This is a genomic window from Paenibacillus abyssi (genome assembly GCF_014640295.1).
GTDB lineage: Bacteria > Bacillota > Bacilli > Paenibacillales > Paenibacillaceae > Paenibacillus_D > Paenibacillus_D abyssi.
This window is the reverse complement of the sequence record NZ_BMGR01000020.1, coordinates 1-26,506: the sequence shown is the minus strand read 5'-3', so window position 1 is coordinate 26,506 and position 26,506 is coordinate 1. Positions and strand designations below refer to the sequence as shown.

21 protein-coding genes are annotated in these 26,506 nt (G+C 54.4%); 20 read left to right on the top strand and 1 reads right to left on the bottom strand.

The window, feature by feature from the left end; all coding sequences use genetic code 11:
- The first annotated feature begins 98 nt into the window (after window positions 1–98).
- From IEW11_RS22715 to IEW11_RS22695, 5 genes are all read left to right on the top strand, one after another.
- Window positions 99–764, top strand: coding sequence for a potassium channel family protein (locus IEW11_RS22715; protein ID WP_188533379.1), 666 nt, complete (start codon window positions 99–101; stop codon window positions 762–764).
- Window positions 765–774: 10 nt separating this feature from the next.
- Complete coding sequence (locus IEW11_RS22710) at window positions 775–1,572, top strand: TrmH family RNA methyltransferase (protein WP_188533378.1); 798 nt, start codon at window positions 775–777, stop codon at window positions 1,570–1,572.
- Window positions 1,573–1,868: 296 nt separating this feature from the next.
- Window positions 1,869–2,024: a hypothetical protein gene (locus IEW11_RS22705; protein ID WP_188533377.1), complete on the top strand. Its 156-nt coding sequence runs from the start codon at window positions 1,869–1,871 to the stop codon at window positions 2,022–2,024.
- Window positions 2,025–2,811: 787 nt separating this feature from the next.
- Window positions 2,812–3,525 carry an ABC transporter ATP-binding protein gene (locus IEW11_RS22700; RefSeq protein ID WP_188533376.1) on the top strand — a complete coding sequence of 238 codons (714 nt, stop codon included), beginning with the start codon at window positions 2,812–2,814 and terminating at the stop codon, window positions 3,523–3,525.
- Window positions 3,425–4,531, top strand: coding sequence for an efflux RND transporter periplasmic adaptor subunit (locus IEW11_RS22695; RefSeq protein ID WP_188533375.1), 1,107 nt, complete (start codon window positions 3,425–3,427; stop codon window positions 4,529–4,531). The genes IEW11_RS22700 and IEW11_RS22695 overlap by 101 nt, the downstream gene beginning before the upstream one ends.
- A gap of 209 nt (window positions 4,532–4,740) precedes the next feature.
- Here IEW11_RS22695 and IEW11_RS22690 read toward each other — a convergent pair whose 3' ends face one another.
- Window positions 4,741–4,956: a hypothetical protein gene (locus tag IEW11_RS22690; RefSeq protein WP_188533374.1), complete on the bottom strand. Its 216-nt coding sequence runs from the start codon at window positions 4,954–4,956 to the stop codon at window positions 4,741–4,743.
- A gap of 31 nt (window positions 4,957–4,987) precedes the next feature.
- On the opposite strand from IEW11_RS22690, the gene IEW11_RS22685 reads away from it, so the two are divergent.
- The 15 genes from IEW11_RS22685 (at window position 4,988) to IEW11_RS22615 (ending at window position 26,369) form a co-directional block, all read left to right on the top strand.
- Complete coding sequence (locus IEW11_RS22685; RefSeq protein ID WP_188533373.1) at window positions 4,988–7,429, top strand: ABC transporter permease; 2,442 nt, start codon at window positions 4,988–4,990, stop codon at window positions 7,427–7,429.
- 5 nt (window positions 7,430–7,434) lie between these two features.
- Window positions 7,435–8,319, top strand: coding sequence for an ABC transporter ATP-binding protein (locus tag IEW11_RS22680; protein WP_188533372.1), 885 nt, complete (start codon window positions 7,435–7,437; stop codon window positions 8,317–8,319).
- Window positions 8,320–8,424: 105 nt separating this feature from the next.
- Complete coding sequence (locus IEW11_RS22675; protein WP_188533371.1) at window positions 8,425–9,462, top strand: LacI family DNA-binding transcriptional regulator; 1,038 nt, start codon at window positions 8,425–8,427, stop codon at window positions 9,460–9,462.
- A 479-nt stretch (window positions 9,463–9,941) separates the two neighbouring features.
- The gene (locus tag IEW11_RS22670; RefSeq protein WP_188533370.1) at window positions 9,942–11,309 is read left to right on the top strand and encodes an ABC transporter substrate-binding protein; all 1,368 of its coding nucleotides are present in this window, start codon (window positions 9,942–9,944) and stop codon (window positions 11,307–11,309) included.
- A gap of 403 nt (window positions 11,310–11,712) precedes the next feature.
- The gene (locus tag IEW11_RS22665) at window positions 11,713–14,622 is read left to right on the top strand and encodes an extracellular solute-binding protein (RefSeq protein ID WP_188533441.1); all 2,910 of its coding nucleotides are present in this window, start codon (window positions 11,713–11,715) and stop codon (window positions 14,620–14,622) included.
- A 109-nt stretch (window positions 14,623–14,731) separates the two neighbouring features.
- Window positions 14,732–15,604, top strand: a complete 873-nt coding sequence (locus IEW11_RS22660) for a carbohydrate ABC transporter permease (protein WP_373289382.1) — start codon at window positions 14,732–14,734, stop codon at window positions 15,602–15,604.
- Window positions 15,605–15,608: 4 nt separating this feature from the next.
- The gene (locus tag IEW11_RS22655) at window positions 15,609–16,475 is read left to right on the top strand and encodes a carbohydrate ABC transporter permease (RefSeq protein WP_188533368.1); all 867 of its coding nucleotides are present in this window, start codon (window positions 15,609–15,611) and stop codon (window positions 16,473–16,475) included.
- Between the two features lie 12 nt (window positions 16,476–16,487).
- Window positions 16,488–17,948: an NHL repeat-containing protein gene (locus IEW11_RS22650; protein ID WP_188533367.1), complete on the top strand. Its 1,461-nt coding sequence runs from the start codon at window positions 16,488–16,490 to the stop codon at window positions 17,946–17,948.
- The gene (locus tag IEW11_RS22645; RefSeq protein ID WP_188533366.1) at window positions 17,938–18,558 is read left to right on the top strand and encodes a YIP1 family protein; all 621 of its coding nucleotides are present in this window, start codon (window positions 17,938–17,940) and stop codon (window positions 18,556–18,558) included. Before IEW11_RS22650 ends, IEW11_RS22645 begins: the two co-directional genes overlap by 11 nt.
- Window positions 18,559–18,693: 135 nt before the next feature.
- Window positions 18,694–21,141, top strand: a complete 2,448-nt coding sequence (locus IEW11_RS22640) for a DUF5696 domain-containing protein (RefSeq protein ID WP_229725596.1) — start codon at window positions 18,694–18,696, stop codon at window positions 21,139–21,141.
- Window positions 21,141–22,040: a carbohydrate ABC transporter permease gene (locus IEW11_RS22635; protein ID WP_188533440.1), complete on the top strand. Its 900-nt coding sequence runs from the start codon at window positions 21,141–21,143 to the stop codon at window positions 22,038–22,040. The genes IEW11_RS22640 and IEW11_RS22635 overlap by 1 nt, the downstream gene beginning before the upstream one ends.
- A gap of 22 nt (window positions 22,041–22,062) precedes the next feature.
- The gene (locus IEW11_RS22630; protein ID WP_188533364.1) at window positions 22,063–23,058 is read left to right on the top strand and encodes a carbohydrate ABC transporter permease; all 996 of its coding nucleotides are present in this window, start codon (window positions 22,063–22,065) and stop codon (window positions 23,056–23,058) included.
- A gap of 99 nt (window positions 23,059–23,157) precedes the next feature.
- Entirely contained in the window at window positions 23,158–24,198 is a 1,041-nt protein-coding gene (locus tag IEW11_RS22625) for a glycosyl hydrolase (protein WP_188533363.1), read from the top strand.
- 144 nt (window positions 24,199–24,342) lie between these two features.
- Window positions 24,343–25,341 carry a phytanoyl-CoA dioxygenase family protein gene (locus tag IEW11_RS22620; protein ID WP_188533362.1) on the top strand — a complete coding sequence of 333 codons (999 nt, stop codon included), beginning with the start codon at window positions 24,343–24,345 and terminating at the stop codon, window positions 25,339–25,341.
- 44 nt (window positions 25,342–25,385) lie between these two features.
- Entirely contained in the window at window positions 25,386–26,369 is a 984-nt protein-coding gene (locus IEW11_RS22615; RefSeq protein ID WP_444544005.1) for a glycoside hydrolase family 113, read from the top strand.
- Window positions 26,370–26,506 lie beyond the last annotated feature (137 nt).

Genomic DNA, 26,506 nt, shown 5'->3' with positions numbered 1-26,506 from the left:
TATGTCCCTGAGGCTGCCGTTTCATCCAGAGCGTAATCAGAACCTCGATGTGATATAATGTGAAGATGAATTAGCGATGCTGAAGGGATGGGAACAGGATGGCGAAAAAACAATACGCGGTAATCGGTATGGGACGTTTCGGTACAAGTGTCGCCCAATCTTTATCGCAAATGGGATTCGAAGTGCTTGCGATCGATACCGATGAGCATAGAATACAGGAAGTTGTTAATATCGTTACCCATGCGGTTGCTGCGGATTCAACGGATGAAGAAGCAATGCGCGCAATCGGAATTCGCAATATAGATGTGGTCGTCGTAGCGATTGGCGAGGATATCCAATCCAGCATCCTCACGACGTTAATATTAAAAGATCTGGGCGTTTCGACGATTATCGTCAAAGCGCAAAACGAGCTGCACGGAAAAGTGTTAAATAAAATTGGGGCGGACAAGGTTGTATACCCGGAGAGAGATATGGGCTTGCGGGTTGCGCACCATTTGATATCGCCGAACATCCTGGACTTCATCGAGCTGTCGGATGATTATAGTATTGCTGAGATTAAAGCCCCGAAAGCCATGCTCGGCAAAAACTTGAAACAGCTCGATATTCGGGCCAAATTCCGCTGTAACGTGATGGGAATTAAGTCCGGGGCAGGGATGAACATCGCACCTCATGCGGAGGATACGATCAAAGAGGGCGACGTCCTTGTTGTAGTAGGCAAAAATACAGATTTGACGGGTCTTGAGCTCGCTTATTCGGAAGGCTGATATAAGAACAATGAACAGCGCACATGTTGAAATCACATCCGCACAAAATGCGCGGGTCAAAGAATGGGCCGGGTTGCTGGAAAAGAAGCACCGCGATCGCAGAGGCCGGTTTCTGATTGAAGGCGTTCACTTGGTACAGGAAGCCGTGGCGATGCAGGCTGAGATCGAGTGTATTGTATATGATTCGGAACGGGGCGTGCCTCACGAGCTTCAGGACATCCTGCAATTGGAAGCGGTGGAATGGATAGCGGCAGCTCCGCATGTCATTGCGAAGTGTACGGAGACGGATACGCCGCCGCCGGTATTCGCGGTGGTGGCCAAGCCTAAGCCTTCTTTGGAAGCCTTGTACAAGGAGCGGGCTCTCGTCGTCGTATTGGATAGCGTAAGGGATCCCGGCAATGTCGGCACCATTATCCGCAGCGCCGATGCGGTCGGCGCTGACGGCGTCATACTTGGCAAAGGCTGTGTCGATCTGTACAATCCCAAAACGGTGCGTTCTACGATGGGGTCGATCTTTCATCTGCCGATCATGGAAGCGGATCTGCTAACACTGCTCCCGGAAGCTAAGCAGCGCGGCATTCGCCTAACAGGAACGAGCCTGCAAACGGATCATTCCTGTTATGATTATGATTGGACAGCGGCATCCTGGCTTGTGATGGGCAGCGAGTCGCAAGGCCTCTCTCCGCAGATCAAGGCACTGATGGACGAGACGGTGCTCATCCCAATGCGCGGCCGCGCCGAGTCGCTCAATGTGGCGATGGCGACGACGGTTCTGCTGTACGAGGCGCTTAGGCAGCGGATCAAGTGAATAATTTATAGAGTCACCAAATGGCAACAAAACCTTTGTAATACAAGGACTTGTTGCCATTTGGTTTATATATGAGCTTAAACAATTTGAAAGATGTATGATAAAAAAGTGTACTTTAGACCCGATAAAATTTTATATCCTAGGTTCGGACAAACCGAAGGATCATATCCACTTTCGATGTGGAAGCGGAAGCTAATCTTATTTCAATGTATAGAAGGCTCAATTCAGACTATCAAGAAAGTGTTGTTGAATTTGTTGATTATAAATTCCATAAGAAAAATAGGGAGTTCTAGACTATGGGATGGTTAACAGCCATATTCGCCGTATGGGGAACCGGTTTAATTTATGCCGGAGAATATGTTCAGGCAGCCGAAAGTTTATTAATTGGTACTTTAATTTATGCTTTATATCGAATGAATTTAAAGCTTGAGAAAAAGTGGTTGATTAAGTAAGAGCCTATCCTCCCAATAGCCCACATGAGTTTATTATATTCGTTACGCCAGCTTGAAGATTTTCCATCCGAGGGATGACTATTTCTGGCCCCACGGCCTTTCCCAATTCTTAAACTTTTTTTACTTCTATACTTTTGCCCAAGAAAAAAAGCGTCTTGGAACTGACCCCAAAGCGCGTGAAATCAAAATACCTTCAAGACTGAATGTGACTATCGAAAGATGTTCATATAATCTTGGAGGTGTTTTTCATGGCACCTAGTATTTGTTACTAGGAAAAGTAAAGACCACCACATTTCTTAGCATGAGGGCACGGGGCGGCCATCATTTTCGTGGATATAGCCATGAGATTTGACGAATTCTATTAGGTTGATGTTGTTATATCATACAAAAATTAGAATTCTTATTTTGAAATACACCATCTCCATAAGGCAAATTTGTTTCTTTGCGATAGGGTTCCAAAGAAGGCGGCGGATCCGGATTTTGACAAGATGTTAGGTGAAGTTAGGTATCCGTTTGCTATCTGGAGGTATCGATCCCCATATTATAACGGCACATGTTTTCACGTATTTATTGCCGTAATACTTAACTTAGCACGCCGACAGGGATGAAATATGGAGTAAAAGTTTGTGAGTGGTCAGTATGTTATCATAACAATTTATGTAATTATAAAACTTTTAATTGCGATATGCCAACAATTTGTTATGATATTAATGTAAGCGCAAGCATTGGAAAATGCGGCGGATGGGCGGTTACCGTCGTTGCAGCCGAAGAATGGGAGTGAGGAGATGTGAACGGGACAGACGACGCCTGCTTTCCGCTTCTGGAAACGCGCAGCGTAACTCGTGTGTTCGGCAAGGGAAACGGCAAAGTGTACGCGCTCAGAGGTGCAACGCTAAGCGTCGGTCAGGGCCGGCTGATCGCCTTGAAGGGACGCTCCGGATCGGGCAAGACGACGCTGCTGAATATTATGGCCGCACTTGACTCTCCTACCGAAGGCACAGTGTTTTACAGCGGCAGGGACGGCAGTGAGATGACTGAGCAGCAGAAAAATGAGATGCGCAAGAGCGAGATTGGGCTTATATTCCAGTCATTCGCTCTCGTTCCTTATATGACGGCATACGAGAACGTCGAGTTCGGCCTTCGCATCGCCGGCATTCCGACGCCGGAGCGAAAGAAGCTGGCGGAGCAGGCGCTCTCATTCGTCGGTTTGGCCGGTCGAATGCATCATATGCCTTCGGAGCTCTCGGGCGGTGAGCAGCAGCGGACAGCAATCGCTAGAGCGATCGCCCACAAGCCAAAGCTCATTCTGGCCGACGAACCGACGGCGGAATTGGATTCGAGAATGGGGAAGCAAGTCATGCAGGTGTTCCGCGAGCTTATCCGAACGGAGGGGATCACCATTGTCATGTCGACGCACGACCCGCACATTATGGAACTGGTTGACGACGTATACGCATTGGAGGATGGTCAAATTGGATCGGAAAGCATCAAGGAGGCTTAACCCCCGCTTATATGTGCTGGGCATGCTGGTCGTCATTGCCGCAGTATCGGGCGGCTGCAGTCTGCTGCCGCAAGAGCAGACTCCGCTGAAGCCGCCGCTCGTCAAGCCGGCGCAAGCCGAAGCGCGGACGGTCGACGCGAAGCTGGGGAGCATCGTGAGACAGATCGCGGGTTCGGGCACGTTCGTGCCGACCAGCGTGAAATATTATCAATTCCGGGAAGGCGGCGTCATCGACACCGTCAGCGTACGCGCAGGAACCGCAGTCAAGAAAGGCGATGTGCTCGTGACACTGGAGAATGAAGGCCTCGATGTCGAACTGCTGCAGCGGGAGCTGGAATACGAACGGAAGCGGCTGGCGCTGGATGATGCGGTCAAGAGCGGCAATGAAGGGCAAATCAAGATTGCGCGGCTGGATTATGAGCTTGCAGAGCTGTTGTTCGACAAAACGAAGGAAAAGGCAGCCACTTCGGTGCTCAAAGCGGAGGCCGACGGCGTCGTCTCCTACTCCACCGATCTGATGCCCGGCGACCGGGCGGAACCCGGCCGCGTGCTGGCGGCGGTCGCCGATCCGTCGGGTGTGCGGCTTGCGTTGCTGACGACCAGTAACCCTGTGCTTTCCGATATTAAAGTCGGCATGGCAGCGGAAGTGACGTTCCAAGGCGGGACGTATTCGGGCAAAGTAACGCAAACGCCCGCGTCGGCGCCGCAGACGGATGACGACAGGCTGCGTGAGGAATATTCCCGAACGTTGTATGTCGAACTGGACAGCCTGCCTGAGGGTGCGGCGCTCGGCGCGATGGCTGACGTCAAAATCGTCGCCGCGCGGCGGGATCACGTAATCGTCGTTCCGAAGGCCGGCGTGCGCACCTATTTCGGGCGGACCTTCGTGCAGGTGCTCGACGGTGAACGCCGCCAGGAGCTCGACGTCGAGACCGGGCTTGAGACCGCAACGGAGTATGAGATCGTCCAAGGCGTCGAAGAAGGCATGAAGATCATTCTTCAATAAGCTTACGGAAGGAAACGAGGGAGCCCGCCAATGTCTGTTCTCATTATGTTGTTCCGCAAGCTGGCAAGAAACCGCTGGCTGGTTGCCAGCCTGCTCGCGGGCATGCTTTGCTGCATCGCGCTGACATCCAGCATGCCGATTTATAAAAACGCCGTACTCCGCTATATGCTGGTCCAGGACATGGACCGCAGCTACGCGGAAACGGGCAGTCACCCGGGCATCGTCTCCATCGACATTACGATGCGCGACGACAATCCGAAAATACAAGCCGCTATTATGGACCGGCTTGCTTCATACTGGTCGGCCAACATCACAGGCGGCAGCCTGAAGCTTCTGCACGACCAACGGATCATGGAAACCGTTCGTTTCGCCCTCACACCGGCCGACCCGTCGCGCGTCGACCCGACGGAGAACCGTTCGGCCAAATTTGCCGCCCGCACCGGCCTCGAGGGAAAGGTGCGCGTCGTAGACGGCGTCCTCCCCAAGAAGGAGCCGGTGAACGGCGTATATGAAGTGATGGTAACGGACAATGCGCTCGTTGAACTAAAGATGCTGCTCGGTCAGGAATATATCATCGACGACCCGAAGACGGAACGGCAAGACATTCGCGTAAAGCCCGTCGCCGTCATCGCGGAGAACGATTTGAGCGATGTCTATTGGAGCCGCGCAAGCCTGGGACCCCAGCGCAACACGCTGTTTCTGCCAGACGGGTTGTTCGCGCGCGACTTCGCGAACGAAGGTCCGTTCGTATTCTCGAAGATCGGAGCATTAGCGGCTGCTGATTATACGACGTTTGACATCAAGACGGCGGAATTCATGATTGGGCTCAAAGCCAACATGGCCGCAGAGATGATGGGCAATTACAATTTCTCCGTCAGCTCGTCGGTCTGGGTTCCTGGCAGCGACGCAATGACCGCATATGCCGACCGGGAGCAGACGCTTCGCAATTTACTTTGGTCGCTCAACGTTCCGCTTTTTATCCTGATCGGTTTCTATCTCTATATGGTCACGGGTATGCTGATCGAACGGCAAAAGTCCGAGATCGCCGTCCTCCGCAGCCGCGGAGCGACACGGTTTCATATCTTGTCCGTCTACGCGATGGAATTCGGACTGCTCGCTTTGGCCGCGCTCGCTGCCGGCCCTGTTCTAGGCGCGGCGTTCACGCGGATGCTTGGTTCGACCAGCACGTTTTTAAGTTTCGTGGACCGCGGCGCGCTGGATGTGCAGATTTCCGCCGAAAGCTGGCTGTACGCCGCCGGGGCTGCTGTTGTCTCCTGGATCGTCGGCCTAGTCCCTGTATACATGGCAACCCGCGCTTCGATCGTCGATCAGAACCGTGCGAAAGCCAGAGAGGGGAGGCGTCCGGCCTGGCAGACGTTCGGCCTGGACATCGTTCTGCTCGGCCTCTCGTTTTATGGCTATTACTTATTCAATCAGCGGATGCGCGATCTGGTCAAGCTCGGGCTGGACGGAAAATCGCTGTCGGCGGATCCGCTGCTCTACACGGTGCCAACGCTCTTTATTCTCGGGGCGAGTCTGCTGCTTATCCGTGTGTACCCGCTCATCGTTTCGCTCATTTATCGGCTTGGCCGAAAGCGTTGGGCGCCGCAGCATTATTCCACGCTGCTGCTGGTCAGCAGGCGGAACCGTCTTTACCACGGTCTGATGGTGTTCCTCGTACTGACAATCGGCACAGGCGTCTATAATGCGAACACCGCCCGCACGATTAACGGGAACATGGAGGACCAAATCTGGTATGACAGAGGCAGCGACATCGTGCTGCGCCAGCATTGGGTCAGTGACGCTCCGCCGCCTCCTGTGCCCGGTCAGGCCGGCCCGTCCCAGCCGATTGCCAGTCCGTCCCGGATCAACTATCAGGAGCCGCCGTTCGAATTGATCGAGCAGCTTCCCGGTGTTGAGCGGGCGGCAAAGGTGTTCGTAAAGGATGAATCGGACGCATGGCTCGGCAACAAGAGCGGTAAGGTTCGGCTGATGGGCATCGATACAGACGCTTTCGGCGAAGCCGCCTGGATGAAGGAGGGGCTGCTGCCGCATCACTTCTATGATTATTTGAACCTGATGGCACCCGACGCTCACGCCGTGCTGCTGTCGAAAACGGCGGCCGATTATTATGGCGCGAAGATCGGCGACGTCATGGACGTCGGCTGGGAAGGGATACGGCCAACGCGGTTCATCGTCTATGGCGTCATTGACTTTTTCCCGTCATTCAATCCGAATCCGCCATCTGTTGCGGAGGCGCCGGACAACCGGAGTCCGATGCTGATCATCGGCCATCTCGAGAAGATCCAGAGCGAGCTGGCGATGGAGCCGTACGATGCGTGGATCAAGCTGGCGCCGGGCGCGGATCGTCATAAGCTTCTTGAAGCAATCGAAGTGAAGGGTATCGCGCTTGAGAAATTCGAGGATACGATCGGCGAAATAGCGCAGAGCCGTCTCGACCCGTTCCGGATGGCGATTAACGGCGTTATGAGCCTCGGTTTCATTGTTTCATTAGTCATCAGCTTTATCGGTTTTATGCTCTTCTGGCTCCTGTCGCTGCAAGGACGCATGCTGCAGCTCGGCATTTACCGGGCGATGGGCATTTCGTTCCGCCAGCTGCTTGGTATGCTCATCATCGAGCAGCTGCTGACGACAGGCGCGGGCTTCCTGATCGGCATCACAACGGGATTGGCCGCAAGCCGCCTCTTCGTGCCGCTTTATCAGCTCTCTTTCGATCCTGGGAAGATCGTACCGCCGTTTGCAGTGATCTCGGATAACGCCGACATCGTCCGGCTCACGGCCGCAACGTGCCTCATGCTCGCCGCCGCGCTGATTATTCTCGCCTGGTTGCTGAAACAAATGAACATCTATCAAGCCGTCAAGCTGGGGGAGGATTGAAACCGATGATCACATGCGAGAACCTGGTGAAAATTTACAAGACGGCCGACATTGAGGTCATGGCGCTGCAGGGACTGAACCTGCAGGTCGAGCAAGGCGAGATGATGGCGATCATCGGCAATTCCGGCAGCGGCAAGTCGACGCTGCTGAATATGCTGGGGGGACTGGACCGTCCATCCGCAGGAAGGCTTACGATCGGCGGCATTGATATGCAGAAACTGACGGACAAAGAGCTTACGCGCTACAAGCGGGAGACGGTCGGCTTCATCTGGCAGAACAAAGCCCGAAATCTGATACCTTATTTGACGGCAAGGGAAAACGTAGAAATTCCGATGCTCCTGCACGATCGGAAGAAAAAGCGGGAGCGTGCCATCGAATTGCTTGAGGCGGTAGGACTCGGCCACCGCATCAACAACCGTCTCGAGCAGCTCTCCGGAGGAGAGCAGCAGAGGGTCGCGATCGCGATCTCGCTTGCGAACCGTCCCAAGCTGCTGCTGGCAGACGAACCGACCGGCGCACTCGACACACGCACCTCCGCTCAAGTGATGGGGCTTCTGCGGAAGCTGAACGCCGATCTGGGTCTGACGATCGTTATCGTCACGCATGATCTTGATCTTGCGAAGCAGGTGAAACGCGTCGTGGCGATCCGCGACGGGCGGACCTCCTCGGAGATGATCCGGCGGCAGGACGAGTACACAACCGCCGAATCGGCCCCCGCAGACGGCGAAGCGGACGACACGCATGTCGAATATGCGGTCATGGACCGCGCGGGACGGATCCAGGTGCCGGAACACTATCTGGAAGCAGTCGGAGCAAAAAACGCCGACAAGGTGCTGCTGCGACTGGAAGATGACAAAATCGTCCTGTTGCCGGCGGATAATGTCAAATGATCTTGGACATGCCCGACTTGATCAGGTGGTTCGACACGATTTCTCCTATCATGTATGATAATGGCAGGAGCAGCAATTGAAAACTCGTCAGTTAGGATGATTATTTTGAGAGAGAAAGTAACGATTCAGGAGATTGCGGATTTGGCGGGCGTATCAAAATTCGCGGTATCGCGCGCGCTTGCCGGCAAGGACGGCGTGAGTGCGACGACGCGTGAAATGATATTTAAGGTGGCCGGACAACTCGGCTATTTTAAGAATAACGAGCCAAAACGTTTTTCCGGCGAATTGCAGGATCATGACGACCGGAAATGGGCGGGAACGATTGTCGTCTTGTTTCCCAACATCCGTTACCAGAACAAGGAATCGGTGTATTGGGGAGCTGTATTCGACGGCATATCCACAAGGCTCAATCAGAAGGGCATCGATATCTTGACGCTGACGGAACCTTCCAGCGACCATGTTTTCTCGCTGCTCAAGCCGGAAGCGATCCAAGGGATCATAACGGTCGGTACAATCTCTACGCCTATTTTACTTGAAATCGGACGTCTTGACATCCCCGTCGTCATGGTCGATCATTCGGATCCGGCGTTCCTTTGCGATACGGTTTTCATGGACAATTTCAGATGCATGCAGAATTTGATGACAAAGCTCGTCAGCAAGGGCTACCGGAAATTCCAGTTCATCGGCAATATAACCGATGCGCACAGCTTTATCGAACGATGGCTGGCTTACCGGACGACACTCGAAAGCTTTGGGATTGTCTTGAATCAGGACCCTCTCCTGATCGGGCAGGAAGCGGACGACATCTATAAGCTAGTCCCTCAGATGACCCTGACGGAGCTGCCGGAAGTGTTCGTCTGCGCCAACGACATTTCGGCCCAATTTCTGATCGACGAGCTGGGCAAGCGGAATATCTCCGTACCGGTGGACTGCGCCGTAACGGGCTTCGACAATACATGCGATACCCACCCGATCCACGGCACGGTGGATGTCAATAAAGAGCTGCTCGGCATGCGTGCCGTCGATCAGATGCTGTGGCGGATAGTGAACCGCAGCTCGGCCTATGAGAAAAAGCTGATTTACGGGGAGATTATTATTCGCGATCAGTACGCTTACGCGGCGGAGATTCATCGGGAGATTTGATGCGCGTCAAGCAAGTGTAGGATCCATCTGTCCAAAAAGAACCGATACACGGTGAACCGGTATCGGTTCTTTTTGATCTTGGAAACACTTGTTCATGTCCGAGCAGAATCCGTAACGGCGACGGTTCAAAAGAACAAAGCAGCCAGCGAAGCCGCGCTGACTTAAATGAAATAAGTTAACGAGAGGAAACTCTCTCCGTTAAGCAGCAAGGTTTGCGAAATTAAACCGCCAAACAAAAACATAACAACAACCAAACAAATATTTAGTTTTTTGCTAAATTTGAATTGACGATGATTGGTTGTGGTGTTATGATTGTTTTGCAATCAATCAACACGTCAGATTACGGTGGTGATGAGGCGGTTATTTTAAAGTGATTTTTGTAAACGGTTACTTTCGGGGAAGGGGCCATCGCGAAGCGGGCTATTGCGCCGCAGTACCACGGCAAAAAACAAAATAATATTAAATTGGGAGGCTTGACAATGAAAAAGTTGAAAGGGCTTTCATTCCTTCTTATCGCCATTCTGCTCGTTGTGACGGCTTGCTCCGGCGGCAATAATGCGCCCAATGCGCCTGCCGAGAATGCCGCGAACGACAGTGCGGCAACGAATGATGCTGCAGCGGCCAATGCGCCTGCCGTTGAGGAAGCTGCGCCTGCGGCAGTCGATCTCGGCGGCCGCACGATTAAAGTTGCATCCTGGTGGGACCAGAAGCCGGCGGGTAACACGGCAGGCGAGAAAGCGCGTCTCGACAAGCTGGCGGAGCTCGAGAAGCAATACAATTTCAAATTTGAATTTATTAATGTTCCATTCGCAGAGTACATGGACAAAGTAACGACTTCGACGCTTGCGGGCGAGCCCTTCGCGGACATCGCGATCATGGAGCTCAAGCGCGCGATTCCTCTCGCGAAGCAAGGCCTCATCCTTCCGATCAGTGAATTCACGTCGGACACGGACGATATCAACAACGAGCAGAAGCTGATGACCAGGCTGCCTGCGATCGGAGGCACGGAGTACTCATTCGGCACGCCCGGCGTATCGATTGTCGGCACCTATTACAACCGCGATCTCGTGAAGAAGCTTGGGGTGCAGGACCCGCAGGAGCTGTACAACGCCGGTCAGTGGACCTGGGAAAAATTCCTGGAGCTCGCGAAAGCCGCGACGCGCGATACGGATAACGACGGCAAAGTGGACACGTTCGGCTACGCCGGCTGGCCGGTCGATGCCGCCCGCCACTTTGGCGTAACGAACAACGCGATGTTCGTGTACGAAGATTTGACGATGGGCATGACGGATCCGAAATTTGCCGAAACGCTGGATTTCATCAACCGTCTCTATAACGTGGAAAACGTCGTCAAAGTCAAGTCGGGCAACAAGATGGACTGGAATGAGACGAACACGTTCAAAGACGGCGACGTCCTCATGTCGGTCAACTATGATTGGAACGTGGGCGACCTGACGTTTGAAGTCGGCGTCGTGCCGAACCCGGTCGGTCCGAACAGCGACGGTAAGTATACATATGCAAATACGGGACTAAATGGCTGGTTCATGTTGAAAGGCGTCCAGGACGCAAAAACGATTTACTCGATCTGGGAGCAAAGCTTCGACGTGCCGCCGACGGAAGAGTACCTCGGTCAAGATTGGCTGGAATCCCGCTTCAAGAACCAGGCTGACATCGACCTCGGTCTAAGCAAGATTAACGGCACCGGCCGCCTTTCGGTCGAAGAGGGAATCCCGGACTTCCCGCTGTTTGCGGTCATGGATGAGGTCATCATCCAGAACCAATCGGTATCGGCCACGATTGAGAAGCACAAGGCAGCCGCTGAGGCTGCGCTCGCCAAGGTACAATAAAAGAACCGTTCACGCAGTATGCGGTTATAATGGGGAGGGGGTGTGCAGCTCAAATCGGCGCACCCCTTCTTTTTGGGCATTGCTGACAAACAGACCTAATCTTCTCTGATCGTATTAAAGAGCATTCCTGCCAAAAATCTACACTAGTCTACAACTTCTGATCGACACTTGACAAAATTCGGTTAAATTACGGGGAATAATTTCAACATAAAATAACAAAAGACTAACATATTTTGTTTATATATTAATTATTGTTTGGTTTGGTGATGCATCTTGATGCATTGTAAAAGGAGACCCGGTGTGTATTTGATTCCAGCAGGCGGTCAAATGCGTGACGCGAAGACATCCGTCGCTTAGCTTTTGAGGGGGGTTAATTTTGAAAGGGATTCCACGGCTCAAAAAAATGGCGTTGACGGCGATGAGCACCGTCTTAGCGCTCAGCGTATTGACTTCCGGACCTTGGATTTCAGCAGAAAGCCCGAACGATACAGCCGATACTGCAACCGTGCAGTTGTCCGCGGAAGATGAGCTTTTCTCCATGATCCAAGACAAGGGGAGTTACGCGGCTTACTCGGCGGAATATGAAAGCGCTGTCCGGCCGAATCGCGAAGTCGTCATCATGGCTGCCGACTACGACGCAATTGAAGGCGACGGCTTCGAGAAGCTTGACAATTTCGAAGGACAAAGCGGCGCCTCGCTGAAGACCGGCGAGAGGGGGCAGGCTGATTGGACGGTGGAGGTGCCGGAGACGGGATTGTATCATATCTCGATATTCTATTATCCCATCGAAGGCAAGAGCTCGAGTATCGAGCGGTCGTTCCTCATCGACGGTGAAGTGCCGTTCGAAGAGGCGGCGTACCTGCAGTTCGACCGCATCTGGGACAATGAGCTTGATGAAGTGCGGCAGGACAATCGAGGCAACGATCTGCGGCCGCAGCAAATCGAGAAGCCTGAATGGCGCGAGACGCTGTTTAAGGATTACGAAGGTTATTTCGAGCAGCCATTCCTGTTCTATCTGACAGCCGGCACCCATAAGCTGTCACTGCTCTCGCAGCGAGAGCCGATGGTGATCCGTCATTTGAAGCTGTTTCAGCACAAGGAACCGGCTTCCTATGAAGAAACGCTGAATGGCTACCAGCAGGAAGGTACTCAGGCTCCAACCGGCGTATTGCTGACGATCCAGGGGGAAGACGCCGTCGCGAAGTCATCGCCGACCCTTTATCCGCAAACGGAACGATCCAGCCCTGCGGTTACCCCTTACAGTCCGTCCGAGGTTCGGGTCAATACGATCGGCGGCTACAACTGGCGAATCCCGGGTCAATGGATGGAATGGGAGGTAGAGGTTCCGGAAACCGGACTTTACAAGCTGGGGTTCAAATCGCAGCAAAATTTCGTGAGGGGCATCTATTCGACGCGCAGATTGCTTATTAATGGCGTTATTCCGTTCAGCGAAGCGGAACGTGTGCCATTTCGGTTTAAGAGCGGCTACCGTGTCGATGTGCCTGGCGGCGCCGAACCGTACCTGTTCCGGCTGAACGAAGGCAGGAACGTCATCCGCCTTGAGAACAACCTTGGTGAATTCGCGCCGCTTATTCGCGCCATCGAAGAGAGCTTGTTCAATCTGAACAGCGTATACCGCAAAATATTGATGATTACCGGCACGGCGCCGGACCAGTACCGCGACTACCGTGTGCATGTGCGGATTCCGGATCTGCTCGATACGTTCAAAGCGGAGAGCGACCGGCTCAAGCTCGTCAGCCAGGAGCTTCGCCGTCTGTCGGGCGGAAGCAGCGACTCCGAAGCGCTGCTGAAGACGATGTATGTGCAGCTCGACGAAATGATCGACGAGCCGGATACCATTCCGCGCCGTCTTGTCTCCTATAAGACCAATACGGGCGGTCTTGGCACCTGGCTGCTGCGGACTCGCGAAATGCCGCTCGAGATCGACGAGATCTACGTCGCTTCGCCGGAGAAGAAATTTCCCCGTTCGGGCCTCGGATTCTTTTCGGAGTTGAAGCACGAAATCGTCACGTTCGGTTACTCCTTCTTCATCGACTATAATACGATCGGCAACGTTGCCGAGGGAGACGATCGGCGCTCCGTCACGGTCTGGATCGGCTCCGGCCGCGATCAGGCGAATACGCTGAAGGCGATGATCGACGAGACGTTCACGCCTGAGACGGGCATTAACGTCAATCTGAAGCTCGTGCAAATGCAGACGCTGCTGCCGGCGACGCTGGCCGGGCAAGGACCCGACGTTGCGATGCAAATCGGCAACGACATCCCGGTCAATTATGCGATGCGGAATGCGGCAGCGGATTTAACGCAGTTTGACGACTTTGAAGATGTCGCCGAACGTTTCCGTCCGAGCGCGCTCGTGCCGTACACGTACGAGAAAGGCGTCTACGCTCTGCCGGAGACACAGACGTTCAATATGCTCTTTTACCGTAAAGACGTCTTGAACGAACTGGGGCTGAAGATTCCACAAACGTGGGATGAAGTTGCGAATCTGCTTGCCATCTTGAATAAGAATCATATGGAGTTCGGCCTGCCGCTCGTCCTGAACCCGACGTATCCGGGAGAGAACTTGCCGCCGAACTCGATCTACGCCTCCTTGCTTATGCAGAACGGTGGTCAATTCTACCGCAACGACGGGAAGGAATCGGATCTCGATTCCCGTACCGGCATCGAGACGTTCAAGACGTGGACGGAGCTCTACACAGATTACAAGCTGGAACGCGAGTTCGACTTCGCAAACCGGTTCCGTACCGGCCAAATGCCGATCGGCATCGCCGATTATACGACTTATAACCTGCTCACCGTCTTCGCACCGGAAATTCGCGGCATGTGGGGCTTCTTGCCGGTACCCGGCACACCGAAAGAAGACGGTACCATCGACCGGTCCGTTCCAAGCGCGGGCAGCAGTACGATCATGCTGAAGGGCGCTGCCGACAAGGATGCCGCGTGGGAATTTATGAAATGGTGGACATCCGCTGAGACGCAGACACAATTCGGCCGCGAAATGGAAGGTCTGCTCGGCGCATCGGCCCGCTACCCGACCGCCAACATCGAGTCTCTCGACAGCTTGCCGTGGCCGGTTACCGAGTACGAAAACCTGAAGGCGCAGTTCGAATATGTAAAGGGTATTCCGGAGGTTCCGGGCGGGTATTTTACCGGACGCCACCTGCTCAATGCATTCTATAAAACCGTGGTCAACGCGCAGACGGAACCGCGCGAAGCGATCGTCGACTACGTGCAGTACATTCACGAAGAAATCAAAGCCAAACGCAAAGAATTCGGCCTGCCGGAATAAAGGGGAGACTACCGTGTCCAATATCACGATTGAGCGTTCAAAGCAGAAGCCGGCCGGATCCGGCAAACCGGCACGTTCCCATACATGGTGGGCCGTCCAGAAGCGGGAGATCAGAAACAATAAACATTCATACATCCTGATGGCGCCGTATATGCTTTTGTTCGCGGCCTTTACGATTTTGCCCGTCATTATGTCCATTATCATCAGCTTGACTTATTTTAACCTGCTCGAGTTTCCGCGTTTCATCGGCTGGCAGAACTATTCGAGGCTGTTTCTGGAAGACGACGTGTTCTTGACCGCAATCAAGAACACCCTTTTGTTCGCCGCGATTACCGGCCCAGTCAGTTACATTGCCTGCTTCATCTTCGCGTGGATCATCAATGAGCTCGGACCGAAGCTGCGCGCAATGATGACGCTTGTCTTTTATGCGCCATCCATATCCGGCAATGTATATTTCATCTGGCAGATGATTTTTTCCGGCGACCGTTACGGTATCGCCAACGGCCTGCTCATCAAGCTCGGCGTCATCCTGGAGCCGATTCAGTGGCTCAAGACCGAGGCATATATTCTTGGCATTATCATTCTCGTACAGCTCTGGCTGTCTCTGGGCACCGGCTTCCTGGCATTCATTGCCGGTCTGCAGACGGTCGACAGGACGCTGTATGAAGCCGGCGCGGTGGACGGCATCAAGAACCGCTGGCAGGAGCTCTGGTTCATTACGCTGCCGTCAATGAGGCCGCAGCTGATGTTCGGCGCCGTCATCCAGATAACGACGTCGCTCGCCGTCGCGGACGTCTCGATTAACCTCGCCGGATTCCCGAGCGTCAACTACGCCGCGCAAACGGTCGTTACCCACCTGATCGACTTCGGCACGATCCGCTTCGAGATGGGCTATGCTTCGGCGATCGCGACCGTGCTGTTCATTATCATGCTCGGCACGAACCTGGTGATCCAACGACTGCTCAGGAAGGTGGGGGAATAATCGCATGAATTACATCCTTTCGATGCGAAAAAAGCGCGTCAACCGGTCTTTCATGGGAAGTTTCTCGCTGTTTGTGCTGCTGGCGGTCGTCGGCGCATTCATGGCGCTGCCGCTCGTCTACGCGATCAACGCGGCGTTCAAGCCGCTCGACGAAATTTTCCTGTTTCCGCCGACCCTGTTCGTGCGTAACCCTACGTTCACAAACTTCGTCGATCTCATGACGCTGCTTGGCCAATCGTGGGTGCCGTTCTCGCGTTATATTTTCAATACGTTCTTCATTACCGGGATGGGCGTGATCGGACACGTCATTCTGGCATCGGCGGCGGCCTATCCGCTTGCGAAGCATGTGTTTCCCGGTAAAGCGACTTTGTTCCAGACGGTCGTCCTGTCGCTCATGTTCACCGGCGCCGTAACGTCGATTCCGAACTACATGATCATGTCGTGGATCGGCCTTATCGATACGTACTGGGCGGTCATTGTACCGGCATTCGCGTACCCGCTTGGCCTTTATTTGATGAAGCAATTCATGGAGCAGCTGCCGGATTCGCTCTTGGAAGCGGCGAAAATCGACGGCGCGAGCGAATACCGCATTTTCTGGCAGGTCGTCATGCCCAATGTCAAGCCGGCATGGCTCACACTGATGATTTTGTTGTTCCAGCTGCTGTGGGGGACGGACGGCAACGGCTTCATCTACAGCGAGCAATTGAAAACGCTCCATTATGCGTCCAATCAAATCATTCAGGGCGGCATTGCCCGTGCCGGCGTTGGCGCAGCAGTCGCGCTGATCTTGATGAGCGTGCCGATTTCGCTGTTCATTTTCTCGCAGAGCCGCATTATCGAGACGATGGCGACATCCGGCATGAAAGACTAAGGGGGATCGTCCGTGAAATTAAAAAAAGCGCTTGTGCTGGCGGCGATCGTCTCCATGCTCGCGACCGCAGCGTCGCCGGCCGCTTCCGCCGCAACGCCGTATGAGGCATACACCTACAACTATTATGAAGATTCGGTGCCGTTGCCGGCGCCGTATGTCCCTGAGAAAGCCATTTCGGGTCAAAGCCTTGGCGTGGGCAGCTTCAATCAACCGAACGACCTTTTCGTCACGGAAGACGGATTCATTTACATATTGGACAGCGGGAATGCGCGGATCATCGCTCTCGACAACGAATGGCGGGTGATTCGGACGATTGAAAGCTTCGACATCGACGGGACGGAGAACAAGTTCGCGAACCCGTCCGGCATTTTCGTATCGGATAAGAAGGAGATCTACGTCGCCGATACAGACAAAGGCCGCGTCGTCGTTCTGACGAACGAAGGCGAGCTGATCCGGGTCGTGAATAATCCCCAGTCGGAAATTCTGCCGCAAGGCTTCAAATTCGTCCCGCTCAAGGTAACCGTAGACAAGGCGGGCCGGATCTTTGTCGTCGCGCGGGGGATGTATGAGGGCATCATGCAGTTCGACGAGAAAGGGCGGTTCCTGGGCTATGTGGGCACGATCAAAGTGTCGACGAACCCGGCCGACCGGCTCTGGCGGACGCTGGCGACAGACGCGCAGAAAGCGCAGATGCAGCTGTTCATTCCGACGGAATTTGCGAGTGTCGATATCGACAGCAAAGGATTTGTCTATGCAACGACCGTCGATATCAACTCGACCGAAACGATCAAGCGGCTCAACCCGTCCGGACAGGATGTCCTGAAACGATTCGGCTATTATCCGCCAAGGGGGGATATCCGCTACCGGAGACTCGGGAACAACTCGGGTCCGTCCAAACTGGTTGACATCAAGGTGCTCGGCGACGGCATGTATGTCGCGCTCGATTCCCTGCGCGCCCGGCTGTTCACGTACAACGATGAAGGCGAGCTGCTGTACGCCTTCGGCGGACGGGGGACGCAGCTCGGTGTCTTCAATACGCCGGTAGCGGTCGAACGGGCCGGCGATAAGCTCGTTGTGCTTGACCGGGGCAAGAACAATATCGTCGTCTTTAAGCCCACGCAATTCGGAAAACTCGTCACCGAAGCGACCATCGAGCATTACAACGGAAATACCGACCGTTCGGTCGATATATGGAGAGATGTGCTCCGCTTGAACTCGAACTTCGATATCGCTTATCTCGGTATAGGCCGGTCGCTGCTCATGGAGAAAAAGAACAAGGAAGCGATGGCGTATTTCAAACTCGGCATGCACCGTAAATATTATTCGACGGCCTTCAAAAGATACCGCCGCGAAGTCATGCAGGAGCAGTTCGGTAATTTTATGACGACCTTGATGGTGCTTATCGCCGCCTTCGTTGCCTATCGGATCGCGAGGAAAGTCAGGGTGAGAAGGAGTGATAGACGTGAAGCGTGATTTTGTTAAGTTTCCTCTCCATGTCATCTTCCACCCGTTCGACGGGTTCTGGGATATGAAATACGAGCGGAAGGGGAAGGTCAGGGTCGTATTGACGATTCTCGCGCTGCTGATCCTAACGTTGATTCTCCAGAAGCAGTTTTCAGGCTTCCTCGTCAACTTTTATGATCCGCGCGACCTGAACAGCCTGAACGATATCATATACACGCTGCTGCCCTTCTTCCTGTTCTGCGTTGCGAACTGGTCGATTACAACCTTGATGGAAGGTGAAGGAAAATTTAAGGAAATTGTGATGGCGACAGGCTATGCCTTGCTGCCGCTTATTCTGCTCAACCTGCCGATGACGTTCATCAGCCGGATCATGGTGTCGGAGGAAACGGCCTTCTATTATATGATGAACAGCTTTGCCGGCATCTGGTTCATTTATTTGCTGTTTGTCGGCATTATGACGGTACATCAATATACGGCTTCGAAGACGGTCATCACGATGATCCTGACCGTCATCGCCATGGGGATCTTCGTATTTCTGGGCACGCTGGCCATTAGCCTGGGGGCTCAGATTTGGTACTTCATCTATGATATCTACCGCGAACTAATATTCCGTACGTAAAGGAGGGCCGCACCAGTGAACAGAAGAAACAAACTTTATGCGGTGCTGGCTTGTGTCGCGGTGGCCGGTATCGGCGTACTGCTCTACGTCATCCTGACCAAAGGAGCCCCGGCCGTCAGCATTTCCACCTATGTCGTGTCGACGCCGGAGCCGGCCGCCGGCTCTGAAGCCAAGTTTTTGTCCGGAAGCGCTGTTCCGGGCATGAAGCTTGCCGCCGAGACGGATGCCTTGGCCATGTATTTTCATGAAGAAACAACCGAAATTGCCGTCGTGGACAAAAAGAGCGGGAAAGTATGGCGGACGAATCCGGAGACGCGGAACGAGGACATGAAAGCTTCCCCTTTTGAAAAGGAGCTGCTGTCCTCTCAGGTAACGGTCAACTACCGCGATCGCATCGGGACGCTCGGTACGTTCACCAACTATGCGCATTCGATCCTGAACAAACAGTTTAAGGCCGAGATAATCGAGAACGGCCTTCGCCTTACCTACACGATCGGCGACATGTCGCTCGGCATCGACGCGCTGCCGAAGTTCATCAGCAAGCAGCGGATGGAAGAGAAGGTGTTAAGCAAGCTGGACGACCAAGCTAAGGTGACGATTAACAGGGCGTATCTTCCGTCGGATACGAATCCCGACGTGCTGGAGCGCCTGGACACGGCGGTCTCGCGTGCGCTCGTGCTTCAGCGTGTGCTGGACGTCTTCGCCAAAGCAGGCTACACCGATGAAGATCTCGCGTTCGACAATGAGGAAAACGGCATCGGCGCCGGAGCCGCAGAAAAACCGAATTTCAGGGTCGTCATCGAATACCGTCTCGACGGCGACAGCTTCGTCGTGAACGTGCCGGCAGGGCAGATGGCGGAAAGCGAAGGCTACAGAATAAGGAACCTCGAGCTGCTGAACTTCTTCGGAGCGGCTGGCCTTGACGAGCAGGGCTACATGCTGGTGCCCGACGGATCGGGCGGTTTGATCCATTTGAACAACGGGAAGTCGAATGCCGAAGTTTACGCGCAGCGTGTATACGGCGACGATTATAACGATAATAGCGGCCGGCGCGGTCAAGTTTCGGAGAATGCCCGTCTACCGGTATTCGGCTTGAAATCCGGCGACAACGCATGGTTCGCGCAAATCGAGAAAGGCGAATCGATCGCAAACATTACAGCCGACATCGGCGGACGGCAAAATTCGTACAACAATATCTATGCGAGCTTCGCGCTTCGCGGCGAGGACGAGCTGGAGCTGTATAAAGGCAACGAGGTCGATGAAATTCAGCTCTTGTCCGAAGCGCGCTATACCGGCGATATTCAGCTCCGGTACGACTTTCTGTCCGGTTCGGATGCCACGTATGCAGGTATGGCCAGGAAGTACCGCGAGCGGCTTGCGGCGGACGGCCAGCTGACTCCGGTCGAAGCCGAAGGCGGCCTTCCGTTCTACGTGGACGTGCTCGGTGCGGTCGACAAGCGCAAATCGTTCCTGGGTGTGCCCTACAAAGGGCTCGTGCCGATGACGACGATCGAACAAGCCGGCGAAATCGCGGATGTGCTGGACGAAAAAGGGATTTCGAACGTGCAGATGCGTTATCTCGGCTGGTTTAACGGCGGCATGAAGCATTCCCTCCCTGCCAGCGTAGATATCGAAGGGAAGCTTGGAAGCAAGACGGAGCTACACGCGCTGGCCGAGAAGCTGGAAGAGTCCGGCGGCAAGCTGTATCCGGACGCAGCGTTCCAGCATGTGCTGCGCGACAGCTTCGCGTTTAAGCCCGCCTCCGACGCGGCCCGGTTCATTACCCGTGAGCAAGCCGCGCGGACACCGTACAACCGGGCGTTCAATACGATGGATTACGATCTCGGCACCTACTGGCTGCTGTCGCCGGCCAAGCTTCCGTACTTCGTCAATCAGTTCATTGCCGGCTACGACGACTACAAGATCGATTCCGTCTCGCTCCGCGACCTCGGAGATTTGCTCCATGCCGATTATCGCGCCAACCGGGTCGTCTTCCGCGAGACGGCGAAAAATATCGTTACGGAACAGCTCGGCAAGCTGGAGGGGAAATTTCCGAACCTGATGGTAACCGGCGGAAACGCTTATGCACTTCCGTATGCCGACCAGCTGATTAACGTACCGATGGAAGGCAGCGGTTTCAATATTGTCGATGATACCGTTCCGTTCTACCAAATGGTCGTTCACGGCTACATCGACTATGCGGGCCCGCCAGTCAACTTGAACGATGAGCAGGATTTGCAGTACCATCTGCTTCGTTGGATCGAGTATGGCGCGGCGCCGCACTTCTTGTGGTCGCACGAATCGTCTTCGGAGTTGAAGTTTACGGCGTTCGACATTTTCTTCTCGACGGAGTACACGAATTGGATCGACGCCGCCGCGGACATGTACGCCAAGGCGAACGAGGCGCTGGGCGGCTTGCGTTCTCAGCCGATCGTCGATCATATCGCACATCAGGAAGGTGTCGTCGAGGTGCGCTATGGCAACGGTGTCTCGGTATACGTCAACTATACCGACAAGCCGGTGACGGTGAACGGCATGGCGGTCGAAGCGAAATACTTCTCGGTAGGCGGTGATGGCAATTGATCAAGAGAAGTCTGACATTGACACAGAAGCGGGCATTTCTCGGGATTTTCTTCATCCTGCCGTGGCTGCTCGGATTCCTCTTCCTGTTCGTGACGCCGTTCGTTCAGTCCATGCAATTCAGCTTCAGTGAACTGAAAGTGGCTCCTAATGGGTATGAGCTGAACTTTACCGGTCTCGATAACTACAATAATGCGCTGCGGGTCGATCCGAACTTTAACCGGATCTTGACGCAATCCGTTTCCGAAATGGCATACAACGTGCCGATGATCCTGTTTTTCAGCCTGTTCGCGGCTACGCTCTTGAATTCGAAGTTCAAGGGACGGCCGCTGGCGCGCGCGATCTTCTTCCTGCCGGTTATTCTCGCGTCAGGTGCAATTGCGGCGGCGCAGTCCGCAGGCTTGATTCAGCTGACCGGAAGCTCCCAGATTGCGCAGGAGCTTGGCGAACAGCAGAACGGCTTCGATCCGATGATTCTCGCGGCCATTCTCGACAACGGCGGCATCCCGCTCTGGTTTATCGACTACATCGTAACGGCCGTTAACCGGATCTATGAGATTATCCGCAGCTCGGGCGTCCAGATCCTGATTTTCCTGGCCGCACTGCAATCGGTTCCTTCGACGATGTACGAGGTCGCGAAGATGGAAGGCGCAACCGCGTATGAGTCGTTCTGGAAAATTACGTTCCCTATGGTCAGTCCGCTTATTTTGACTAACGTAATCTATACGATCATCGATTCGTTCGCTGACAGCCAAGTGACGCAGTACATTTATGAAACAGCGTTCACGTCCCAAAATTTTGGGCTTAGCGCGGCGATGGCATGGATGTATACGATCATCGTCAGTATCATTCTGGTCGTGGTCGGCGTCATTATTTCCAGAAGGGTGTTCTACTATAACTGACGTACCTAGAGGGGGGTTGGCAATGTCCGCCAAAATAAGCGAAAACGAAGCCGTCCTGCTTCGGTACCAGCGTGCTCGAAACAAGAGCGTCGAGCTGTTGTGGTCGATTTTCCGCTACATCCTGATTCTCGGCATCTCGTTTGTCATTCTGCTTCCGATCCTGAAACAAATATCGGTCGCCTTCAAAGCTCCGATCGATATTTACGACCCTACGATTTATATGGTTCCCGTTCACTATACGATGGAGAACATTAAGCTGGCGATGGGCATTCTGGACTACTGGCCCCTGCTTCAGAACACGCTGCTGTTCGTCCTGTCGACGACTGTTCTGGCCGCTGCGTCTTGTGCCCTCGCGGGTTACGGATTCGCTCGGTTTACTTTTCCAGGCAGCAATATTCTGTTTGCGCTCGTCATAATGACCATTCTGATTCCGTCCAGCACGCTCATGGTACCTATGTACCTCCATTTCCGGGCATTTGATGTGCTCGGTTTTGTAAAGCTTTTTACAGGTAGGGAAGGCATCAATTTGCTGAACACGTATTGGCCTTCTCTCATCACTTCGGCATTCGCCATCGGGTTGAAATCAGGCCTGTACATTTATATCTTCCGGCAGTTCTTCAGAGGACTGCCTAAGGAGATCGAAGAATCGGCACTCATCGACGGTGCGGGCGGCTTGCGCACGTTCTTCACCATCATGCTGCCGAACGCGGTTCCGCCGATCATCACGGTTGTGCTGTTCTCTTTCGTCTGGCAGTATAACGACACGTTCTATACGTCGCTGTTCATGAGCGATAGTAACTTGATGGCGGTTAAGATCGCGTCGTTCCCGGCCGACGTCAATCAGTTTCTTCCCCGCCTGCTCGGCATCGAGGGAACCGAGGCGCGTGCGGATCCGAACCATGTATCGATGATCGTCGATACCGGAATTCTGCTGGCCATTGCGCCGCTCATCATCTTGTATCTGTTCGTTCAGCGTTATTTCGTCGAAAGCGTCGAGCGCACCGGCGTCGTCGGCTGACCGGCCGGAATAAACCGGAAGAAGAAGCGGTTCGAAGCGCAGCGCGGCTCTACGAGAACCGCTTTATTTTCAAGCATATAAGGGAAGGAAGCGTATGAAATGAAGAAGCATTTGCAAGGGAGATTAACGGTCGAGCCGAAGCTTGTCAATCCGGCGGCAAGCGACAACGCAAAACGGCTGATGGCCTATTTGTGCAGCATTTACGGAAAACGGACGCTGACCGGACAGCAATACGGCGTCGTCTCGACGCCCGAGATGGATGTTATTTTTCGGGAAACCGGGAAATACCCGGCAGTCGGCGGCTTCGACTTCATGAACGATTCGCCGTCCCGCGTCGAACGCGGCGCTGTCCCAACCGACACGCCGCTTGCGATCGAATGGTGGAAACGCGGCGGGATCGTCACGTTCTGCTGGCACTGGAACCCGCCGAAAGATTTGATTGATGAAGAGCCGGACAATGGATGGCACCGGGGCTTCTATACGACGGCAACGACGTTCGATATCGCCAAAGCCATGAACGACGAGTCATCCGAAGACTATATACTTCTGATGCGCGATATCGACGCGATTGCCGTCAATTTGGGGCGCCTGCAGGACGAGGGGATTCCCGTGTTGTGGCGGCCGCTGCACGAAGCGTCCGGCGGCTGGTTTTGGTGGGGCGCTCAGGGGCCTGAGCCTTGTGTCAAGCTGTGGATCACCATGTACGAGAGGCTGACGAATCTGCACGGGCTTAACAACCTGGTCTGGGTATGGAACGGTCAGCATAAAGATTGGTATCCGGGAGACGAATATGTCGACATTATCGGAGAGGACATCTACCCGCCGGAGCGGACGTACGTTTCTAATGTCGACCGGTTTCGCCAAGCTCTGGACTATACGGCGGCGAATAAAATTATTGCCCTGTCGGAGAACGGACCGCTGCCGGACCCTGACAAGATGGTCGGCGATGGCGCGCCCTGGGCGTGGAACTGCACATGGTACGGCGACTTCGTATGTTTGAGAGACGCAGACGGTGAATGGGTCGTCGGCGAGCAATACACGGAGCGGGAAATGCTGCTCAAGTTTTACGGGCATCCGCTTACGGTGACACTTGACGAATTGCCGGATCTTACCGTCTATCCTCTGCCGGACAAGACGTAACGTCAAGTTGAATAGCCGCTCCGCCACGCGCTCTTGGGACTGTTAGCTGGTGTTGCGGAAAGTATGGTGAACCTTTTTGCCCAGCGTCTCATAGAATAATCTTTTTCACCGCTACCTATTACGAATAACAGGAGGAAACGGACCATGACTTACAAAGTGCTGACGGAAGAGCAGGTCGAGCATTTCATCGAGAAAGGCTGGGTGAAGCTCGAAGGGGCATACGCCCGGGAAGACGCATTGGCGGCTCAGGATTATCTGTGGACCGAGGTTGAAAAGCGCAGCAGCGTACGCCGGGACGACAAAGCAACGTGGACGCAGCCGATGGTTCGGATCAACGAAACGTTCCTGACGCCGGACTTCGAGCGCTGCAATAGCGCTCGGCTCGGCGACGCCATTGAAGATTTGATCGGACACGGCCGCTGGGCGAACCGCACTGTATACGGTGAGACTAAGCAGCTGAGCGGATTCGGCTGGTGGCCCGTCAACTTCTTCTTGGACGCCGACCAGCCGTGGACGGTTCCGGTGAACGGCTGGCATTGGGACGGCATCCACTTCAAGCATTACATCGACAGCCCGGAGCAGGGACTGCTGTGCCTGTGCCTGTTCTCCGACATCGCGCATCAGGGCGGCGGCACGTTTATCGTGGAAGGCTCGCACAAGGTTGTAGCCCGGTTCCTGGAAGGCCATCCGGAGGGGTTGGAGCTGGGGGAGGCAATCCGTCTGCTGAACCGCGAGCATCCGTATCTGCGCGAGCTGACCGGCGCGGATCAGAGGGCGAACAAGGAGGGCGGCGATATCTATGCCGACCAGGAAGCGCAGTCTACCGGGCGTTCGGACGGAAAGTCGACCGAAGAAATCGCTACGGAGCGACTCGACAAGTTCATGAACAATGACTACACCGATGCCGACGGCTTCACGCTGCGCGTGCTAGAGACGACAGGCGGACCCGGCGATGCGATTCTCTGCCATCCGTTCCTGTACCATTCGTCCTCCCAGAACCTGATCGGCGTTCCCCGGTTTATGTGCAACCGCACGACGCCGGTGAAGGAGCGGCTCAACCTCAACAGGGAGAACGAAGCGGATTACTCTCCGCTGGAGCTCAGCATCCGCAGGGCGCTCGGGCGTCAGGATAGCGTGGTATAATCGAATCGCTCCAAAATCGAAAGCGGCAGCAGGATCAAACCGAAATGAGGGACGGCATGGAAAGATTGTTCATCAGGGGTATGACATGGGGCTGGGGCTCGAAGCGCGGCGACTATCGAACGGAAGCCGCGGCGGACTCCATGCGCAGGCTGAAGGAAACCGGAAGCGAATGGATCGCGCTGTCGTTCTGGACCTGGCAGGAGACGGTGCATTCGACGCAGATTCCGTTCGACTACGGCTATACCGTAACGGACCGCGACATCGAGGCCGCTGTGCGCGAAGCGAGACAAAATGGGCTGAAAATCTGCCTCAAGCCCGTGGTCAATTCACACGACGGCATCTGGCGGGCGCATATCGGATTTCCGGAGGAGGAAAGCGGCGGCCCCTCCTACTGGGACCGCTGGTTTGAATCTTATACGAACTTTCTCGTTCATTATGCCGAGCTGGCCGAAGAATTAGGCTGCGAAATGTTCTGTGTCGGCTGCGAGATGCTCAAGACCGAGTCGCAGACGGCCAGGTGGACGAATACGATTGCGCGCGTGAGAGAAGTTTATTCGGGCCCACTGATCTATAACGCCAACCATGGTAAAGAAGAAGGCGTCGCGTGGTTCGACCAGGTGGACGTCATCGGTACGAGCGCGTATTATCCGGTCGGCAGCGTGCCGGGCGACACCGAGGAGAACATGATCGCCAAGTGGCTGCCGGTCCGCGAGAAAATGGAACGGCTGCACAGAAAGTTCAACAAGCCGGTCGTATTCATGGAAATTGGCTGCAGAAGCGCGCACGGCTGCGCGACGATGCCCTGGGATTATATGCACCGCGGTCTGCCGTACGACGAAGAGGAGCAGGCCAACTTCTACAGTTCTGTCCTCAAGGTATTCTGGGATCAGCCGTGGTTCGGCGGTTTCTTCTGGTGGGACTGGAGCGTGAACCTGTACCCGCTGTCGGAGGCGAAGACGAACCGCGGGTTCGATATTTACGGCAAGCGGGCAGGCGAGATTTTGACAGAATGGTACACAAGCCGGTAATCCGGCAACGCCCCGGAGCAATCGAGGCCACTGAAAAGTCCCTTTGATGTAGAAAGATACACCCCCTCAGTAAGAATGAGGCCACTGAAAAAGTCCTTTAAACAAAGAAGGTACCGTCCCTCAAATACATTGAGAGA

What these genes read in the sequence shown, in the direction of transcription:
- IEW11_RS22625 (WP_188533363.1), top strand. Translation starts at nt 23,158, where the DNA reads ATGAAGAAGCATTTGCAAGGGAGATTAACGGTCGAGCCGAAGCTTGTC.
- IEW11_RS22680 (WP_188533372.1), top strand. Translation starts at nt 7,435, where the DNA reads ATGATCACATGCGAGAACCTGGTGAAAATTTACAAGACGGCCGACATT.
- IEW11_RS22710 (WP_188533378.1), top strand. Translation starts at nt 775, where the DNA reads ATGAACAGCGCACATGTTGAAATCACATCCGCACAAAATGCGCGGGTC.
- IEW11_RS22655 (WP_188533368.1), top strand. Translation starts at nt 15,609, where the DNA reads ATGAATTACATCCTTTCGATGCGAAAAAAGCGCGTCAACCGGTCTTTC.
- IEW11_RS22670 (WP_188533370.1), top strand. Translation starts at nt 9,942, where the DNA reads ATGAAAAAGTTGAAAGGGCTTTCATTCCTTCTTATCGCCATTCTGCTC.
- IEW11_RS22630 (WP_188533364.1), top strand. Translation starts at nt 22,063, where the DNA reads ATGTCCGCCAAAATAAGCGAAAACGAAGCCGTCCTGCTTCGGTACCAG.
- IEW11_RS22665 (WP_188533441.1), top strand. Translation starts at nt 11,713, where the DNA reads ATGGCGTTGACGGCGATGAGCACCGTCTTAGCGCTCAGCGTATTGACT.
- IEW11_RS22620 (WP_188533362.1), top strand. Translation starts at nt 24,343, where the DNA reads ATGACTTACAAAGTGCTGACGGAAGAGCAGGTCGAGCATTTCATCGAG.
- IEW11_RS22615 (WP_444544005.1), top strand. Translation starts at nt 25,386, where the DNA reads ATGAGGGACGGCATGGAAAGATTGTTCATCAGGGGTATGACATGGGGC.
- IEW11_RS22715 (WP_188533379.1), top strand. Translation starts at nt 99, where the DNA reads ATGGCGAAAAAACAATACGCGGTAATCGGTATGGGACGTTTCGGTACA.
- IEW11_RS22705 (WP_188533377.1), top strand. Translation starts at nt 1,869, where the DNA reads ATGGGATGGTTAACAGCCATATTCGCCGTATGGGGAACCGGTTTAATT.